This window comes from Saccharothrix sp. NPDC042600, from assembly GCF_040647305.1.
GTDB lineage: Bacteria > Actinomycetota > Actinomycetes > Mycobacteriales > Pseudonocardiaceae > Actinosynnema > Actinosynnema mutabilis.
Genome location: NZ_JBEZBW010000002.1, coordinates 297,623 through 315,897, shown reverse-complemented (window position 1 = coordinate 315,897; position 18,275 = coordinate 297,623). Strand labels below are relative to the sequence as shown.

The 18,275-nt window shown below is 70.1% G+C and carries 13 protein-coding genes, 1 pseudogene and 1 CRISPR repeat array; of the genes and pseudogenes, 4 read left to right on the top strand and 10 right to left on the bottom strand.

What is annotated here, in order from left to right:
• From AB0A74_RS03355 to AB0A74_RS03345, 3 genes are all read right to left on the bottom strand, one after another.
• Nucleotides 1–1,095 (bottom strand): caspase family protein (locus tag AB0A74_RS03355; RefSeq protein WP_358247267.1); only part of this gene is annotated, 1,095 nt, incomplete at its 3' end.
• 4 nt (nucleotides 1,096–1,099) lie between these two features.
• Entirely contained in the window at nucleotides 1,100–1,480 is a 381-nt protein-coding gene (locus AB0A74_RS03350) for a hypothetical protein (RefSeq protein ID WP_358247266.1), read from the bottom strand.
• A 76-nt stretch (nucleotides 1,481–1,556) separates the two neighbouring features.
• Nucleotides 1,557–1,712 (bottom strand): hypothetical protein, encoded by a 156-nt coding sequence (locus tag AB0A74_RS03345; protein ID WP_358247265.1) that lies wholly within the window; start codon nucleotides 1,710–1,712, stop codon nucleotides 1,557–1,559.
• A 237-nt stretch (nucleotides 1,713–1,949) separates the two neighbouring features.
• On the opposite strand from AB0A74_RS03345, the gene AB0A74_RS03340 reads away from it, so the two are divergent.
• The 4 genes from AB0A74_RS03340 (at nucleotide 1,950) to AB0A74_RS03325 (ending at nucleotide 6,762) form a co-directional block, all read left to right on the top strand.
• Complete coding sequence (locus AB0A74_RS03340) at nucleotides 1,950–2,573, top strand: hypothetical protein (protein WP_358247264.1); 624 nt, start codon at nucleotides 1,950–1,952, stop codon at nucleotides 2,571–2,573.
• 81 nt (nucleotides 2,574–2,654) lie between these two features.
• The gene (locus AB0A74_RS03335) at nucleotides 2,655–3,497 is read left to right on the top strand and encodes an alpha/beta hydrolase (RefSeq protein WP_358247263.1); all 843 of its coding nucleotides are present in this window, start codon (nucleotides 2,655–2,657) and stop codon (nucleotides 3,495–3,497) included.
• Nucleotides 3,498–3,506: 9 nt separating this feature from the next.
• Nucleotides 3,507–4,385 (top strand): helix-turn-helix domain-containing protein, encoded by an 879-nt coding sequence (locus AB0A74_RS03330; protein ID WP_358247262.1) that lies wholly within the window; start codon nucleotides 3,507–3,509, stop codon nucleotides 4,383–4,385.
• Between the two features lie 103 nt (nucleotides 4,386–4,488).
• The gene (locus tag AB0A74_RS03325; RefSeq protein ID WP_358247261.1) at nucleotides 4,489–6,762 is read left to right on the top strand and encodes a hypothetical protein; all 2,274 of its coding nucleotides are present in this window, start codon (nucleotides 4,489–4,491) and stop codon (nucleotides 6,760–6,762) included.
• A 2,238-nt stretch (nucleotides 6,763–9,000) separates the two neighbouring features.
• On the opposite strand, the gene AB0A74_RS03320 is transcribed toward AB0A74_RS03325, so the two are convergent.
• From AB0A74_RS03320 to cas2e, 7 genes and pseudogenes are all read right to left on the bottom strand, one after another.
• The gene (locus AB0A74_RS03320) at nucleotides 9,001–9,441 is read right to left on the bottom strand and encodes a hypothetical protein (RefSeq protein WP_358247260.1); all 441 of its coding nucleotides are present in this window, start codon (nucleotides 9,439–9,441) and stop codon (nucleotides 9,001–9,003) included.
• Nucleotides 9,431–9,886, bottom strand: coding sequence for a hypothetical protein (locus AB0A74_RS03315; protein WP_358247259.1), 456 nt, complete (start codon nucleotides 9,884–9,886; stop codon nucleotides 9,431–9,433). Before AB0A74_RS03315 ends, AB0A74_RS03320 begins: the two co-directional genes overlap by 11 nt.
• Nucleotides 9,883–12,699: an ATP-binding protein gene (locus AB0A74_RS03310; RefSeq protein WP_358247258.1), complete on the bottom strand. Its 2,817-nt coding sequence runs from the start codon at nucleotides 12,697–12,699 to the stop codon at nucleotides 9,883–9,885. The genes AB0A74_RS03315 and AB0A74_RS03310 overlap by 4 nt, the downstream gene beginning before the upstream one ends.
• Nucleotides 12,692–14,608 carry a hypothetical protein gene (locus tag AB0A74_RS03305; protein ID WP_358247257.1) on the bottom strand — a complete coding sequence of 639 codons (1,917 nt, stop codon included), beginning with the start codon at nucleotides 14,606–14,608 and terminating at the stop codon, nucleotides 12,692–12,694. Before AB0A74_RS03305 ends, AB0A74_RS03310 begins: the two co-directional genes overlap by 8 nt.
• A gap of 351 nt (nucleotides 14,609–14,959) precedes the next feature.
• A CRISPR array of direct repeats spans nucleotides 14,960–16,256; the repeat unit is 28 nt; unit sequence GGACCACCCCCGCTGGCGCGGGGAAGAC.
• 188 nt (nucleotides 16,257–16,444) lie between these two features.
• Nucleotides 16,445–17,062, bottom strand: coding sequence for an IS5 family transposase (locus tag AB0A74_RS03300; RefSeq protein WP_358247256.1), 618 nt, complete (start codon nucleotides 17,060–17,062; stop codon nucleotides 16,445–16,447).
• 14 nt (nucleotides 17,063–17,076) lie between these two features.
• Nucleotides 17,077–17,121 (bottom strand): annotated as a pseudogene (locus AB0A74_RS03295) (hypothetical protein); the annotation flags it as partial.
• 652 nt (nucleotides 17,122–17,773) lie between these two features.
• Nucleotides 17,774–18,124, bottom strand: a complete 351-nt coding sequence (gene cas2e / locus AB0A74_RS03290) for a type I-E CRISPR-associated endoribonuclease Cas2e (protein WP_358247255.1) — start codon at nucleotides 18,122–18,124, stop codon at nucleotides 17,774–17,776.
• Nucleotides 18,125–18,275 lie beyond the last annotated feature (151 nt).

The window sequence follows — 18,275 nt, the reverse complement described above, 5'->3', positions numbered from 1 at the left end:
CGGCGGTGCCGGTGGTGCGGGCGCGACTCGCGTCGCCGGCGTGGTTGGCGGTGCGGGCGCGACTCGCGTCGCCGGCGTGGTTGGCGGTGCGGGCGGCGGTTTCGGCGCGGTGGGTGGCTCAGGAGTGGGTGGTTCAGGGGTGGGTGGTTGAGGGGTGGTCAGCAGGGCGTTCGCCGCCGCCGAGACCTGGCGGCTGTCGTCGTCGGCGAGGCGGCGGATCTCGTCCTCCGCCCGTGACCGCACGACCTCGTTGCCCACGCGGCGCAAGCGGGCCAGGCCCGCCAGCGCGTTCAGGCGGTCGGTCGCGATGGGGCTCGCCAGGGCGTTGGCCAGGTAGGCGGGCAGGGTCCAGTTGACGTTGCGGGCGATGACCGTGCGACCCTGCACGTCGTCCTGCTTCTTCGGGCGTTGCTGCGGCATCTCCTCGACCACCCGGTCGTGCACGTAGCTGTAGAGCTCGTCCACGGTGATGTCGCCGTCGCCGTCGAGGTCCGCGCTGCCGTCCCGCAGCCCCGCCACCAGGTACCGCGTGAACACCGACTGCGCGGCCCGCCCCCGCGGCTGGTCACCGCCGCCCTCGAACGAGTACTGGGTGGCGTCCGACGCGGTCAGCACGGTCCGGCCCCGGCCCTGGAAGCGTTCGAGCGCGTGCACGCTCGGGTCCGCCTTCGCCAGGCGCCCCGCCGGGAACGCGCCGCTGTAGCAGCAGTCCAGCACGAGGATCTTGCGGCGCGACGCGCAGCCCTCCATCGCCTGGTCGACGTGCTCCGCCGCGAGACCGGTGAACAGCAGGTTGTCCCGCACGGTGTTGGTCATCGCCAGGTACAGGCGGCCCTCGTCGTCCTTGAGGCCGTGGCCGGTGAAGTAGAGCAGCGTCAGGTCGTCGCGACGGCGGTCGCGGTAGAACTCGCCGATCGCCCGGCCGACCCGGTGCAGCGGCTCGTTGACCAGCGTGGTGACCTCGAACCCGGCGATCGACGGGTCGGCCAGCACCTCGGCGAAGGTCTCCGCGTCGTGCGCCGGCGTGGTCAGGCGGCGCAGCCCCGCGTCCTCGTACTCGTAGGTCGCGATCAACAGCGCCAGCCGCCGGCTCACGGGGTCACCCCGAGTGGCGCTGCACGTAGGCGTCGACCAGCGCCCGCCGCTCGGCCGCGGACGCCTTCTCCAACGCGATGGTGTCGCCGTCGATGGTCACCGACACCCGGTGCCGGGCGGCCTGCCGGGCGAGCCAGTCCCGCACCGTCTCGATGACCAGCGGAAACACCCCACCGGCGGCGCTCATCGCCACCACGACCGCGCCCAGGGTGACCGCGTCGGCCCCCTTCGCGCCCTCGGGCGGGGGCCCGTCCGCGGCCAGCCGGGCGTCCACGTCCAGCGCGGCGACCTCGGTGCGCAACCGGCGCGCGAGGCGGTCGGCGCTGTCCGGATCGACGTCCGGGTCCGGCTCGACCACCAGCAGCACGACGCGTTCGTCGTCCATCGGCCCTCCCGGTCGTGGCAACAGGCCTACACCGGGGATGTCGCCGCGGACGAGCGGCCGTTACGCCGGGTGCGGGTCAGAAGATCGCGATGATCAGCAGGATCACGGCGACGGCGATCGCGATGGGCACGATCGGCACCTGGCCCGGAGCGCGCCGGAAGTGGCTGCGCACGGTGGTGCTGCGGAAGAAGCTGTACGGCGTGTGGCGGCGGTGTCGGCGAACCCAAGGCATGGCTGCTCCACGGTCGTCAGTCCGTTTGCGAATCGCCTTCGGAATACCCGCGAGGCACCGCTTTCACGCGTCCGTGGTGGCGGCGAACGGCCCAATCCGGCTTGCTGTGCGGGCATGAGGGTGTGTGTTTTCTGCGGGTCGTCCAGTGGTCGCCGCCCTCGACCCGCCTTGCTCGGGGCCGGCTCCGCGGACTAGTTTTGAACGCGTTCAGCAGTGTCTCCGGGGGAGGCGAGCTTCATGCTCCGCGAAACCGACAGCTCGCCGGCACGTCCGGCCCGGGGCGCGCCGACGCCGCCCGTCACGCCGCCGCGCATCCCGGCGAACGAACTCCGGCCCGGCCGGCACTGGTACGCCGCAGCCGCCGCGACCGCCGTCGTGTCGATCGTGCTGGCCGTGGTCATCGGCGTGTACCGGTTCAACGACGTGGTGGACGCGGTGGACACCGACCACCCGTTCTCCAGCGGCGACACCGTCACCCTCCAGCTCGGGCCGGAGAGCGACAAAGCGATCTGGGTCAAGTACCAGGAGTTCGTGGAGCCCCAGGGGTGCAGCATCACCGGGCCGGGCAACCCCAGCCTCGGCGATCCGGGATCGGACTTCGTCTTCACCTATGACCACACCTGGAACCAGCTCTACACCATCGACGTGCAGCAAGAGGGCACCTACGAGGTCGTCTGCCCGGCCCGGGTGTCGTCCGACTACGCCATCGGGGAGTCCGAAGGCTTCATCACGTTCATGGGATGGCTGACACTGGCCGGCGCTCTGGCCGTCTTCGGCATCGGCATCTGCGTCATCACCGTGGCCGTCACCGCCCTCCGCCGCAGCAACCACCGCAAGCGCCTGCTCGCCGAACAGCGCTAGCAAGATCGCATCACGGCCGGCGTCTCTCGCACGACGACATTTGTCCAAGACTGGTGGTCGGCGACCGTGGACCATCGTCGCATGAGTGAGAACGGTGTTGAGCGTGCGCAGGGGATGCACGTGGTGCACGACGGTCCGCGGCAGGCGCCCCCGCTGGTGCTCATCCACGGATCGGGGGCCTCGGGTGCCTCGTGGAGCCCGGTGGTCCCGGCCCTCACTGCCCACCACCACGTCATCCGCGTCGATCTCCCGGGCTGTGGCCAGTCCCCACCGTCACCGTCTTACGACGTGCCCGCGCAGGCGAGCGAAGTGGCGGCGGTGCTCGACGGCCTCGGCCTCGGTCAGGTCCCCGTCGTCGGGCACTCCAGCGGCGGCTACGTCGTCACCGCCCTCGCCGAACAGCGCCCCGACCTGGTGCGCTCGGTCGCGCTGATCAGCTGCGGCCCGCATCCCGACGCGCTGCTCTCCCAGCCGTTGATCCTTCGGATCCTGCTGGGCCCGCCGTTCGGCCCGCTGATGTGGCGGAGGCGTTCGGACGCGATGATCCGCAAGGGAATCCAGGCGACGGCCGCTCGCCCGGTGGACGTACCCGACGACGTGATCGCCGATCTCAAGCACACCTCTTACGACACGTTCAGGACGATCTTGCGCCGCAACACCGAGTACATCACCGAGCGCGGCGTGCCCGAACGTCTCGCCGCCCTCACCGTCCCGGTGCTGGTGATCTTCGGTACCGCCGACCCCCGCTGGGACGCGACGTCGGTGCGCCGGTACGAGGCGGTGCCCGACGCCCGGATCGAGCTGCTGCCCGGCGTCGGACACCTCCCCATGTTCGAAGCGCCCGAGGCGACCAGCGAACTGTTGTTGAGCTGGACCTCGTGGCAAGGGTCACCGAGCACCTCGCCCGTGGTCCCCGGTCCCTAGACTGGTCGTGTGCCGACCGGAACACCGCCGGACTGGAGAACGGTGGACATCGCGGTCCCGCGCCGGTCGAATCGGCTGCCGGGGATCAGCATGGCCGGGTTCCGCCAGAGCCTCCCCGCCCCCGTGGACATCGCCATGGTCGCGCACCCGTCGGTCACCCTGCTCATCGACCTGAGCGAGGGAGAAGGCGTCTTCTGCGACAACCGCGGCCGGCACGAGCGCGGCAGCGTCGTCATCGGGCTCGTGCCCGGAGATCTGCGGGCAGGCGGCTGCGTGGGCGAATGCCTCCAGATCCGGCTGGAGCCGGACGTGGCAGCCGCGGTGCTCGACGCGTCACCCGATCTCAGCGGGACGATGGCACCCCTGGCAGACGTCTGGGGACGCGACGCCGGGCGGATCGAGGACCGGCTGCGCGCCGCCGCGTCGTGGGACGAACGGTTCACGATCGCGGCCGAGGTCCTGAGCCAACGGCTGCGCGCCCGCCCGCCGGTCGAACCGGAAGTCGCCCACGCCTGGCGGCGGACGCTCACCAGCCGAGGGCGGATACCGGTCGACAGCCTGGCGGGCGAGGTCGGCTGGGACCGCAAGCGCCTGTGGTCCCGCTTCCGGTCCCAGCTCGGGATCAGCCCCAAACGCGCCACCCGACTGGTGCGGTTCGACCACGCCGCCCACCTCCTCGCGACCGGTCACCCCGCCGCCGACGTCGCCGCCGAGTGCGGCTACACCGACCAGTCCCACCTCCACCGCGAGGTGAAGGCGTTTACCGGCCTCACACCCGCGGTCGTTGCCGTCGCACCGTGGCTCGCCATCGACGACATCGCGTGGCCCACTCCACTATCAACCCGCGACCCCGCGACAGCAGGTCAACACGTCCCCCAGCGTCGTTGACAGCCCACCTCCGAGAAGCCGGCGACGACCAGGCCGTCCACGCGGCCGGCGACCAGCTTCGACCACGGTGGAGTGGCCCGGTCCTCGCTGGAACGATGGCGGGATGCCCCCGAAAGATGGTCACGAGGAGGCCGCACCCTCAACGGTCACGCAGAACGCCGTGGCGTCCGACGGTTCGGTGGTGGTGCAGGCCGCCGGTGACGTGTACCTGACCACGGTCCCGCCGAGCGGTCCGGTGGGGGTGCCGCTGGAGCGGGTGGTGGACCCGTTCGCGGTGGAGGTGCACCGGTCGATCACGTTGGACGAAAGGCATGTGCCTGACTTGCCGGTCTACGTGCCGCGTGCCCACGACGCGCTGCTGCGCGAGGTGGTCGAGCAGGCTGTGCGAGGCCGGAGCGCGATGGCCGTGCTCACGGCGGGGTCGGCGGCGGGCAAGACCCGCGCCTGTTGGGAGGCGTTGGCACCGCTGCGCGTCGCGGGCGGCTGGCGCTTGTGGCACCCGCAGTCGCCCACTCGTCCGCAAGCGGCACTGGACGGGCTGGACCGGGTGGAGCCGCGCACCGTCGTGTGGCTCAACGAGACCCAGGATTACCTGGGCGCAAGCGAGCGGATCGTCGGCATGCTGCGCGCCCTGCTCAATGATCCTCGTCGGGCGCCGGTGCTGGTGCTGGGCACGCTGTGGCGCGAACACCACGACGCCCTCACGCGGGAACCCGGCTCGCAGACGACCGCGCTGCTCGCGGGACGTGTCATTCGCGTGCCCGACGCGTTCGAGGACGTCGACCTCCCGTCCCTGGCACAGGCCGCGAAAGTGGACCCCCGGCTGGCGTGGGCGAGTAAGAACGCCGTGGGCCGGCGGATCACCCAGTCCCTGGCGGGCGCACCGGAACTGCTCGACCGGTGGCGCACGGCGCCGCGCGCGGCCGAGGCCGTGTTGCGGACGGCGGTGGACGTGCGGCGTCTCGGGTATCCCGAAGACCTGTCGGCGCAGTTCCTGGCACAAGGCGCCCTGGCCTACCTCAGCGACGTCGATGTCGACCAGATGGGCGAAGACTGGTTCGAGCACGCGTTGGACTACGCCACACGCCCGTGCAAAGGCGCGCCGGGGCCCTTGATCCGACACCGCACCGGGACCGACCGCGCACCCCTGTACCGGCTGCACGACTACCTCTACCAGCAAGGCAAACAGGACCGCGAACGAGAACGGTGTCCGGCCGGGCTGTGGGACGTGCTGGTCGAGCACGCGACCGGTGTGGACAACCTGGTGGCCCTGGCCGAGCAGGCACAGCAGCGGGGCCTCTACGCGGTGGCCGCACGGCTGGCCGACCGGGCCCTGGGCGTGGCGTCGGACGGTAGTGGCGCGGCCACCGCGAGGGCGATGCGGCTGCTGGGGTGGCTGCACGAACGTCGAGCCGCCACCGCCGAGGCGGTCCAGTGGCGCGCCCGTGCCGACGCCGTGGATCCGCCGCTGCGCCTGGGATTCGTCCTGACCTTGAGCGACCTCGCGGAGGACGAAGACGACCTGCGTGGACGCGCGGCGGCCGGCGACAGCGGAGCGATGATGCTGCTCGCGGACAGGTTGTCGGCCACAAACCCCGAAGAGGCCCTCCTGTGGGCACGTCGGGCGGCCGAAACGGGGGAGTCCGAGCCGGTTCTGCGGCTGGCCGACGCGATGGGACGCGTCTACCGGACGGATGAGGCCGAGCGGTTGCTGATCTCCCAGGCGGAGGCGGGCGACACGGGTGCCATGTGGCGGCTGGAGCACCTGCTGACCGGGCAAGGGAAAACCGAGGAGGCGTTCCACTGGATCCGGGCGCACGCGGAGACCGGCGACCCGCTGGCCGTGTCGAGGCTGGCCACCGCGTTGCAGCGGCGAGGCGACCGGAACGGAGCGGAGCAACTGCTGCGGCGGCACGCCGAGGCGGGCGCTACCCCGGTGATGTGGCACCTCGGCGGATTCCTCGTGCAGCACGGCGATCTCGACGAGGCGATCACGTGGTTCCAGCGCAGCGCCGCCGAGGACCCCATGGCCGCGCGGCTGATCCTCGACAAGTGCCGCGAACTCAACCGCGCCGCCGCCGCCGAACCCCCACTGCGCGCCCAACACGCCAAGGGCAACTGGTCGGCCACAAAACGGCTCGCCGAGACGCTCATGCTCCTCGGACGACACGACGAGGCGGAACTCCTGCTGCGCTGGATGGTCGAGGCGACCACCGACACCTACGCGCTGGGCATCTCCGATCCATACGGGATGCGTCAACTGATCGACCTGCTCAACGGGACAGGCCGCGGCGCGGAAGCCGTTCGGTTGCACGCATACGGAATCAACCCAGGCGGCGAGACCGCCGAAACCTTCACCCTGCCCGAAGCGACCTGACCCCGCGCGGCGGGCCATGATCCGTTCGGAGCACATGGCGCGCCCGGTACAAGCGGCCGGGCGGGACGTGGAGCAGCAAAACCGGCTTAACGTCCGAGACAGCCGCCGAGAACCGGGGTGCCGAGCAGGAATCGCTGGTCCGTCGTCCACCACCGCCTGGTGGCCACGTCGGTGCGGGTAATGCGCGGCGAAGCGAGATCCTGGGCCAGGACGTGACGAGCGTCACGCAGTCGTCAGGTGCGGTGGATCACATTCCAGCGGCCTGCCGTGGTCCACCTTCCACGAAGCCCAGCACACCCACGCCATGTGGATGATCGAGGACGGCGTGCCGAGGTGCCCGCCGTGCGTCACCCGATCAGAGATGGAGGGCACCGTCGACAGCGGTCGCGCGACCGTCAGATCGCCATTTCATCGCCATTGATCTTGCACCACACGCAAGAAGCCCGGCCTCATGATCGAGGACCGGGCTTCTGACCTGCGTTGTTCTCTTGTGGACGATACTGGGATTGAACCAGTGACCCCTACCGTGTCAAAGAGGCGACGGTGAGGCTCTGACCTGCGCTCGAGGCAGTTCGCGCAGGTCAGAGCTGGTCGTCCAAGTTCATTGCACCGCGCGGCGACGCGTTTCACCGGGTTCCCGTCGCCGCCAAATCGCCATTTGATCTTCACCGTCGACCGGGGCAAACCACCGAGCCACCCCGACGTCTGGCTGTAAGCGAGAGCTCCGATGGCGCAGTTTATTGACCCGGCCTGCTACGCGGGGAAGGCAGACGGTCCGCGACCAACGGGCTTGTGGGGTTGTGCCGGGACCACCCCCGCTCGCGGGGAGGACGCCAGGCGGCCAGCGGGGCACGGGCGCCGGTGCGGGACCACCCCCGCTCGCGCGGGGAAGACATCGACCTCGTGTCGATGACGCCCGGCAGGTCCGGACCACCCCCGCTCGCGCGGGGAAGACCAAGCGATCGTCAACCAGGGCCTGGGCGTCGGCGGACCACCCCGCTCGCGCGGGGAAGACGTGGCTCGCGTCACCTTGGACAGGGAGCCGTCCGGATCACCCCCGCTCGCGCGGGGAAGACAAGTTGACCGTCTCGCCGGGCAGGTAGCTGACCGGACCACCCCCGCTCGCGCGGGGAGGACACCCGCGAGGGCACCAACGCGACGTTTGCCCTGGGACCACCCCCGCTCGCGCAGGGAAGACGCCGCCAACGGCTACGACGACCGGGTGGACTCGGGACCACCCCCGCTCGCGCGGGGAAGACCGCGCCGACCCGTCCTCGCTCTTGGTGGCGTTGGGACCACCCCCGCTCGCGCGGGGAAGACTGGTCGTTCAAGGTCAAGACGCCGCGTCCGAGCGGACCACCCCCGCTCGCGCGGGGAAGACCCCGACACGTCGATGGCCGACGCGGCGCTGGCCGGACCACCCCCGCTCGCGCGGGGAAGACCGCCAGTACGCCGAGTACTGCGCCCTGGTCGAGGGGCCACCCCCGCTCGCGCGGGGAAGACTCCAGCATCTCCTGCGCAGCCAGGATGCGGGACGGACCACCCCCGCTCGCGCGGGGAAGACGCCTTGCGGTTGCGCAGGGTCAGGGTGAAGTAGGGACCACCCCCGCTCGCGCCGGGAAGACGTCGCCGTGCTGGGCGCCGAGCCCGTCAAGGACAGACCACCCCCGCTCGCGCAGGGAAGACACTTCCTGACCAGCGACTTTACAGCGCAGTGAGTCATTCCAGCATCGTTTTGGTTCAGGGCCGTTTGGTGCGAGGTCTGAGGCTGGCACCGAAGAGGCAGAGACCAGCGGCCGTGTGACAGGAGCATTGATGCTAGGGCATGATGCCTGTCTACCGACGTTGCGGTCGGTTGCCGAGGCTTTCATCGATACGGGGCGTCCGCCGACTGGCGTGATTCGTTTCAGCGAGTCAGGGCACACAGCCGCCGCGCACTGCGGGCCGCCGCTGGGAACCCAACCACTCACGCCACCCATGTTTGCGATGCCTAACCAGATCAACACCGCCGCCATCGACCTGCTCGACGCACGCCTGCTGGTTCCCGGCCTGGAATCACGGCGTTGATCGACTCGTCCGCAGGATTATCAGCATTAAGTGGGACACCTGCGGACGGTCCGACTGTGAACGCACAGCCGTTAGATCCGGACCTGTAAGGCCCCGGGGCGACCGTGATGGATTGCTCGACGCGCCAGCCAGAGAACAACCCGATCATGCGGCAGACCGCAGTCAGCGGCTTCAGCCGGCAGATGGGAAGCGGTCGGCGAGGGCGTCGAGTCGGGCCGGGTCGCTTCCGGTGCGGTGGCTCAGTTCCCGTTCGCCGAGCCAGTCGCGCACGTAGTGGATCATGCCGGGCAGCCGGACAGCGGTCGCCTGCGTGAGCATGCCCGTGACCCTCGCCGTGCCGGCCGGTTCCGGTCGGGTCACCGCCGGGGGACCGGCGGGAGCCTCGTCGAGCACCACGTCCAAGGCGGTGTAGTCGGTGTCGGCGAGTTCGCCGTGGACGCTGCGCACGGCGGTGCGGAGGTCGTCCACCTCGTCACGCCGCACGCCGACAGCGGAGAGTTGGTCGTCGCTGAGTTCACGGACCTCGCGCACGACCTGCCGCAGCAGCTCGAACTCGCTCGTTCGCAGCCGGATGACACCTTCACCGGAAAGCTCCTGACCCTCAGAGGTCATCGAAGTAGTCCCTTCCGTTCTTCGGCGTGAACACCGTGCCCCGGTCACCATCCTCGATGACCAGGGCTTCCTTGTCCGGGTCCCAGTGGGCGACCCGACCGCCGCCCGGGTACTTGGTTTCCACGTTCGGCACCTGCCGGTCGAGCACACCGTCGACGTAGTAGACGAGGTCCTCGTTGCGGACGCCGCGGACGTAGTGGTCGCCGTCGCCCTTGAGTGCCCGCTGGTCGGCGTGCTTGACGATCTCCTTGGCGGCGGGTTCCACCACGACCTTGTCGCGCGTGTCGGTCTCCAGCACCCGCTCCTCGCGCAGCGAGCGCCTGGCGGTTCCCTCGGGTAACTCCTCAGACCCGGTCTCCCGACCGGTGGTCTCCGCCTCGCCGGACTCGACGGGCCGATCGGGCGGCTCCGGCTGTTCGGCGGGTCTGTTCCTGTCCGCACTCATCGGTCACCCTGTGTCTGATCAGTGAGGTTGAGCGTGGTCAACGGCCACGTCGTCCGTAGGCCGAGGAAGCCGGTGACCGCGAGGAACCTGCGGTCCAGGGGGCGCACGCGGCTCAGCTTCGCCAACGCCTGCTCGTAGAGCGGTGGGACGCCGTCGCCGGTGATCACCGTGTCGTCGGGCAGCCAGCTGTCGGGGTGGGCTTCCAGGTCGGCGAGCTGCTCGGCCACCGTGTCGCCGGTCAGGTGCAGGCCGCGTTCGGCCCAGCTCGCCGTGTCGGGGTGCGGCCCGGCGTCGGGGTCGGCCTCCACCAGCGCCCTCACCACGTCGAGCCACCGGTACTTGCCGGCCTGCCACCACACCTCGGTCCCGTCGCACGAGGTGACCTCTCCGCGCGCCGTGGACAGCGCGGATGCCGCGACGTGCTCGGCCAGCGCCTCGGGCTGGTAGTGCGCCGCCAGCCCGACGTAGCGCAGGTCCACCGCCGTCTGCACCCGGTGTGCGATGGAGCATTCGAGCGTTCGCGCGTCGAACCTCGCGGCGAGGCTGGCCAGCCATCTCCTCGCCGGTTCGGGTGCGGGCCTGCCGACCAGGTGCGCCACCACGAGCAATTCGATCCACAACACCAGCCGGGGGTCGTCCGCGGCCGTTGCCGCCGTGTCGACCTCGCGCAGCAGACACGCCCGCGCGCGACACGTCGGACCGCAGGCGACGCTTCGTGTGCCCCGGATCGCCGGGGCGGGTCCCGACAGGCGCTTCTCCCGGTCCTCGCCCAGCGGCACGGTCAGCCGAACGGGACGGTCCATACCGTCGGCGAACACCACCGCTCGGCCGGGTGGGAGCGACACGACGTGTCGGGACTGCGCCTCGTCCAGGTTCATCGTCGCGCCGACGAAATCCCGGTCGTCCACCGCGGGCAACCGGTGCACGATCTTCAGCGCCGTGTTCTTGACGACGTCTGGCACGATCTTCGACGGGATCTGTTCGGCCACCACGATGCCCTCGCCGTACGCGCGGATCTCGGCCAGCAGGGAGGTGAACAGGTCCACGGCGTGCGCGGTCGGTGAACCGGGTTCGGCGCGCTTGAGCAGCCGGTGCGCCTCCTCGAGCACGGTGACGTGCCGCAACCGGCCGGCCGAGCCCTCGGACCGGCGGGACCGCAGGTGCTCGTGCAGCCGGATCAGCACCGCACCGATGAAGAACGCCTTGTCCTGGTCGTTGCCGACATCCTCGATCTCGAGCACTACGTTGCGCCGCAACAGATCCGCGACGTCCAGCGGGTGACCGCCCTCGAAGAACCGGCCGGGAGTGCCCAGGCGCAGGGCTCCCAGCCGCACGTCGATGAAGCCCCGGACGTTGTCGGTCACGTCCTTGCCGTAGCCGATGCCGTCGACCACCTCCAGGGCCACCCGCCGCAGATCGGCCAGTGTCGGGTACTTCGGCACCACCGCCGGCAGGCGCGACCCGCCCAGCACGGTGTTCCAACCCAACTCGGTGTAGCAGCGGTTCAAGGCGAGGCTGAGCACCTGCGGGAACGGCTCGTCGGCGTCGAACGCGGCCAGGAACAGCGCCCGCACCAGGTCGATGTGGGTTTGAAGCGGGAAACCGGGCTCCGGTTCCAGCGGGTTCAGGCCGACCGGAACGGCGTCCGGGGCGCCGGGTCTGATCACGGTCACCAGGTCCTCGCCGATGCGGCCCGCCATCGCGGCGTACTCCGCCTTGGCGGGCTCCACCACCAGCCACGGCACGCCCGCGTAGTGCAACCGCTCCAGCAAATGCCGCACGGTCTGCGACTTGCCCGCGCCCGTCGCGCCAGCGACGAACGTGTGACGGTTCAAGGTGCCCTCCGAGACCGTGAACGGCCCCGCCGCCTGGTCCGCGTCGTTAAGCACCGTGCCCAGAGCGAGGAACCCGCCCGTTTCCGGGGTGACGTCGAACGCTGCGGGCTCGGTCAACCGGATGCCGGGCAGTTCACGCTTCGGAGGCCGCGCGAGGGCGGCCAGCAGTTCGCCCCCAGCGGCGAACGGCGAATCCGGGACCGACGCGGCCACCGTGCGCTCGAAGGAGCCGGTTTCGCCCGCCGCCGTGAGTGCGTAGGGCAGGTCGTCCAGGTCGCTCGCACCGCACAACAGCGCTGCCGCCCGCCGCGCGGCCGTTTCGTCCTGCCCCGCGACCAGGACGTGCACGTCCCACAAACCTGTCGTGAGCGCACGGGACAGTTCCCGGTAGCGGCCCTCCGCGCGGTGCAGTGCGATCCGACTGGACTCCAGCCGCGTCTCCCGGCGCAGCGGCGGGATCGCAACCTCCAATGTGGACAGTTCTTCGTCGGCGTGTCCTGTCGCGAGAGGTTGTGCGACGGTCAGCCAGACGAACGCCTCGCCGAGGTGCGCGACGTAGTCGTCGAACCCACCCCGACCCGGTGAGCGCCGGCCGCCGTCCACCGGTTGCCACAGCGCGTCGATCCGGCCCGCACAACGCACCCAGGCCGGGAAGTCGCGCCAGCCGGCGACGACCTCGTCGGCGCCGACGACCTCCGCGGTGCTACCCGGCGGGTACAGCAGCGGAAGCACGTCGCCCACCTCACCGGACCCGGCCGCGGCCGGGAAACCCGGGACCCCGCCGAACAGCACCTGCACCTGCGGATCGCCCACTACCCGTTGCCACGCCGCGAAAACCAGTCCGCGACCGTCGAGCCCGGTGTGCGCGGCGGTCAACGCGGCGAACAGCTGGGCGGGCACCGGATCGGGGTCTGTTCGACGCGGCGCGGAGCGCAGCCGGAGGACCCGCGCACTGGTGAACAGGGCCGGCTCAAGCACGTCGGACTCCCGCCGCCCACTCGTACCCGCCGACCGCGCTGGGCAGCAGAGCGATCCCGGGGTTGCAGTCGGCCAGAACGACCCTGCGATGTCCGCCGCCGCCGTGTTCGACGAGGATGAACGCAGTCGGCGGCAGGCCCTGCAGCTGCGTCGGTTCCACGGTGAACTCGTAGACGCGGGACTCGGTGGTGCCGGTGTTCTCCGAATCGGCGAGCGAGTAGTTCACGGTGTGCTGCCAGGTGTCCGACCGCGACGACGTCGTGCCGGCCGAACTCCCGCTGCTGCCCGCTTTGCGGTCGAACCACTGAGCCCGGTCCGGCCGGCTGTGGTGCGTTCCCTCGTTGCGCGAGGCGCTGCTCTGCGTTCCGGTGGCTTCGCTATAACCCTCGGTGAAGGTTTGCCCGACCTGACGGGTGATCTGACTGACCTTGAAGGTGTGTTCACGGCCGATGAACTCCGCCGCGATCTTGGCTTCATCGTGGTTGCCCAGCCGCATCAGCAGAGTCGTGCTGTCCGCCCCACCGAGCAACCGCGTGAGGTCGTCGCGCAGGTGCTCCAGCATCAGCACCAGCCGCACGCCGCACCGCCGAGCCTGGCGGGCCAAGTCCTCCACGGCGGCCGGCCCGATCCGATCGGCACCAGCCACGAACACCACGTCACCGCCGGTCTGTCGCGGGCGTACGCGCATCGCGTGCAACACCCGCTCGAACAACACCCGATCGAGGAAGTCCTTGCGGCGAGCGTGCGGCCCTTCGGTGGCCAGCACGGTCAGCCCCGGCCCGGACCACCTCACCGGCTCGCCCAGCGGTTCATCGGTGGCGAGCAACTCGACCAGATTCGTCAGCGCCTGCAACGCGTTGACGACACGGTCCGTGGTGCCGACCGCGTCGATGCGGCCGGTGAGCCGACGCGTTTCGGCTCGCGTCAGCGGCCCTTCGGAGTCGTAGTGACCCCGCACCACCCGCAGACCGGCCGCCAGCCGCGCGAACGTCACAGGACCGTCCAGACAGCCCACAACAGTGCTGAGGATGGAGGCGTCGACCACCCGCAGATCGGCGGCGTCGGTACCGGATCGCATGGTGGCCACCGCTCCGGCGACCACCTCGGCGACCTCGTCGGCGTCCAACCCGCGCAACAGGGTGCCGTCATCACGCGCCAACGCGACAGCCGACACCGGCAGACCCGCCGCGTCAGCGAGAACGGCCAAGTCGTCGCCGACCCGCCGCTCACTCAGATCCAGGACCAACACCGAGCCGCCGGCCCGCAACAGAGCACTCCCGACCGTCGTGACCAGGCTCGCCCAACCGTCACCGGTGCCGCCGAACACCTCCACCCGCGCCGCCGACACCGTCGGCCGCAGCGGAAGCCACTCCTTGGCCACCGCGCGCACCCGCAGCACCTCGTCCCGAGCCGCCATGCGGTTGCGCCACTCGCCCACTCGGTGGCGGAACAGGTCGAACCGGTAATCACGCTCCCGCCCGGCGGCCCGCACCCGTGCCCGCGGCACCGCGACCTGCCGAACCAAAACCACCGCGAGGCCCACGACCAGCCAACCCGACATCACCACGTCCACGACGACCGCGCCGGCGAACGGCAGCGCCCACCCACCCCACGCCACCGCGCCGACACCGGCCGCCATCCACGGCACCTGCCGCAACCGCTGCCTGCGCAACCGCCACGCCGCGACGACCTCGTCGGGCTCACGCCACTCGGGCGCAGACTCCAGCGCCAGGGAGAACTGGGGCAGCGGCGCGAACTCCCACCCCCACCGCTCGACACCGCCGAACAGCCCCTGCACCAGCGGCGCCACAGCGGAAGCCCGCGGCATCGGCACGACCGGGAACCGGGCCGTATCGGCATCGTCGAGGTCTCCGGCGACACCCTCCTCCGACGACGGCACACCGATCACCGCGGATGACCTCCCCTCGCCCGCCTCCAAGCGACCCTAGCGGCGAATCACCGCGCGCTACCGCTATGTCGCCTTCAGTCACCGGATCGGATCACGATGAATCCGCAAATCTGCTGCCAGCACTGAAAGCACCCGAACCGCAGTTCGAATCGGCGTATCGCACGGAATACGACCGATTGATCAACTTTGCGTTCGTTATGGTCGCGAAGTGGGTGTTTGGCACTTCGCTCAGAACCGGGTGCCGTCGGTGTGGCCCGTACGCGGCCGAGTTCGACGTTGCGGGGTTCGGCCGGACGCCGGTAGAGCGGGCCGCGCGTGGAGACGGAAGGCGTGAGGTCCTCATGATCGGAGGAAGCCACCGCGCTGGCGCGAGGAAGACGCTGGTCGAAGCGGTCGAGATCACAGGTCCCGCGGACTACCCCGCTGGCGCGGGGACGACCGGTGCTGGATGGACGACAGCGACCCGGTGAACGGACCATCCCCGCTGGCGCGGGGCAGACACCGGCGAACCGGTGACTGCGGACCAGTTCGAGGGACCACCCGCGCTGGCGCGGGGAAGGCTCCGGCGACCAGCGCGATCCCGGCGTAGACGTAGGACTACCTCCGCTGGCGCGGGAAAGGCCAGGTGGACTGGGCTGGCGGGTTCGAGGCGTGGGGACCATCCCTGCTGGGGCGGGGAAGACTGTCGGCGTCGTCGCACCGCCGGTGCCGCTAGTCGGATCACCCCGCTGGTGTGGGGAAGACGTGACGTCCGGTGAGCCCGGACAGGCCACCCTGGGACCACCCCCGCTGGCGCGGGGAAGGCCCGCTGCCTCGGTGTTTGGCTGGCGGTCGTGACGGACCATACCCGCTGGCGCGGGGAAGACAAGGCCCGTTCATGCCGCCGCTTGGTGCGCGCCGGACCACCCCTGCTGGCGCGGGGAAGACATCACCAGGGCCGCTGCCACTAGCGACGACGGACCCCCGCTGGCGTGGGGAAGACGGTGCGGTCGGCTGGGTACTGGGCATCGGACACGGACCCCCGCTGGCGCGGGGAAGACGAGTTGGACGGCGAGAGCATCGCCAGCGGGTCGGGACTACCCCGCTGGCGCGGGAAGACGGCGCGATGCTGCCCAACGCCCTGGTGCTGGTGGGACCACCCCCGCTGGCGCGGAGAAGACGTGGTGAGTGCTATCGGCGGCGTCATCGGAACCGGACCATCCCCGCTGGCGAGGGGAAGACTCGCCCGCGCCGTAGCCCAGCGCACGGGCCACCGGACCACCCCCGCTGGCGCGGGGAAGACAGGCCGTCGACGACGGCGACCGGGCAGAACTCGGGACCACCCCCGCTGGCGCGGGGAAGACGCGTCCTTGCACGGCCGGCAGTCGCAGCCCCACGGACCACCCCCGCTAGCGCGGGGAAGACGCCGCCGAAACCTACCTCGACAACCTCGCCCCGGGACCACCCCCGCTGGCGCGGGGAAGACATCGAGGGAAAGCTGGACCGCCTGTTCGACCAGGGACCACCCCTGCTGGCGCGGGGAAGACGACCGAAGGCTGCGGTGGAACGCCCCTAACACCGGACCACCCCCGCTGGCGCGGGGAAGACATGGCGACGTTCAAGGTCAAGGGCGTGGGGGAGGGACCACCCCCGCTGGCGCGGGGAAGACACTTGTTGACCTGCGAGGCTACGCACGCAACGGCAGTTTCTCATTCACTTTCCTTGGAAAGGTGTGTCGAGCCGTGCGGTCCGAACGTGGTCCCTTCCCACGGAGTGGCTGAGGCCGGAGGGGAGGCATCACTCCCGGCATGCCCGACATGACCTGGGTGCCCGTACGCCGCCTGCTAGGGCCTGTCCTCAAAGCCAGATGAGCAGGGTGGCAAGGTCGAGCATGCCTCGGTAGGACGTGGCGGTCTTGTCGAAGCGGGTGGCGATGGCGCGGAACTGCTTGAGTTTGTTGAAGCAGCGTCCGACCGCGTTGCGGCGTGTGTAAGCGGTGCGGTCGAAGGCCGGTGTGCGTCCGCCGGCACCGCCTTTGCGTTTGCGGTTGGACTGTTGGTCGCGGCGTTCGGGGATCGTGGCCGGGATACCGCGTTTGCGCAGGTGGGTGCGGATGACCTTGGTCGAGTAGCCCTTGTCCGCGATCACGCGCGAAGGTCTGGTCGCCGGACGACCCGGACGCGGTCGTCGGAATGCGATACCGGCCATGACCTGGGTGAACTGGGTGCAGTCGTTGACGTTGCCGCCAGACAGCACGATGGACAGGGGCGGGCCGTGGCCGTCGCAGGCTAGGTGAATCCTGGTGGTGGGTCCGCCGCACGACCCGACCGCCCACCGGGGGCGCGGGCGTGCGGCGGGCACGGCGGCGTGGGCGTGTTGATGGGCGCGCACGATGCTGGAGTCCACCGACACCTCGCGGTCCAGCTCGTGGACCGCCTCGACCAACGCCAGAACCGGTTGTAGACCGTCTTCCACGGCCCGTACCGTTCCGGCAGGTCACGCCACGCCACACCCGCCTTCGCCTTGAACAGCATCCCGTTGATCACCTGACGGTCGTCCACACGAGGACGCCCCTTCGCCTCCCGAGACGAGCAGCAACGGCTCGATCGCCTGCCCCTGCTCATCGGTCAACTCATGCCCCCGAATCATGACTCAAGATCAAAGCAGATCACGACTACCCGCTTTGAGGACAGGCCCTAGTACGGGCCAACCGGATGTACGAGGGGAGGACCTGCGCCCGGTGCTCAGCGGGTCTTGCTGCCAGCGGCAGCGTGGCCTGCACACAGGGTGCCCTCATTCGCGACGGAGGCGTGGCCTGCCGGGAACAGCTCCCGCCTAAGCGGCGAGGACGTGGCTCCCCACGACAACTAGCCCACGGCGCCGGAACTTCCCACCTGGGCACGCACGACGAGGCTACAAAGAAGATCAGCACCAGCCTTAACGCAAGAGACGCACGGTCGCGGCGGCCTTCACTGACCAGTGCATTTATGCCAGCGAGCGCATCTGCATCCGCTGCAATCGGATGCTGTACTCGACGGTGGGATACTGATCGTTCAGGGTCGGAGGCGTTCGGTCTTGCCTCGCAAGCAAGAGGGGTGTCGTTTCAACTTTTGCCCAATTCATCGTGGGCGCCTTGGGCGAAGTGTTGTGCGCGAGTTCGGCGGCAGCGGCGCAGTCTAAGCGGGTTCAGCGACGTCCGTAGCGGCGTCTGCGTCCTGCCGTGCTCCAGCCCTTGGTAGCGGCGTCGGTGTCAGGATCGGTTGGATGTGCGGGGCGAAGCATGAGGTTGATGCCTTCGTAATCGATGGGCTTCCAGTCGTGGTCGTGGACTTTGAAGGCGAGTCCTTGTTCGTTGTTCGCGCGGTGGACCATGATTGCTCGGCCGGTGCGGACCATTTCCACGACTCGGGGCCAGACGAGTTCGCGGACGCGGGTGTTGATGCTGCCTACAAAGACTCCGGGGGAGATCTCCAGTAGCCAGCGGGTGAGGTGACCTCGGAGTCCGACTGGGCAGGCGGCGACCACGATGACGGTCACAGGTCGTTCCCTTCGACGTCGAGGTCGTAGTTGGTGCCGCTGGCGACGGCGCGTCCGTTGTCGTCCCAGAGCATGACGACGTTGTGGGTGTCAAGGCTTCGTCGAAGGCCTCGGGGCCGTACTCGACGAGACCGTCGTCTTCGGTGAGCAG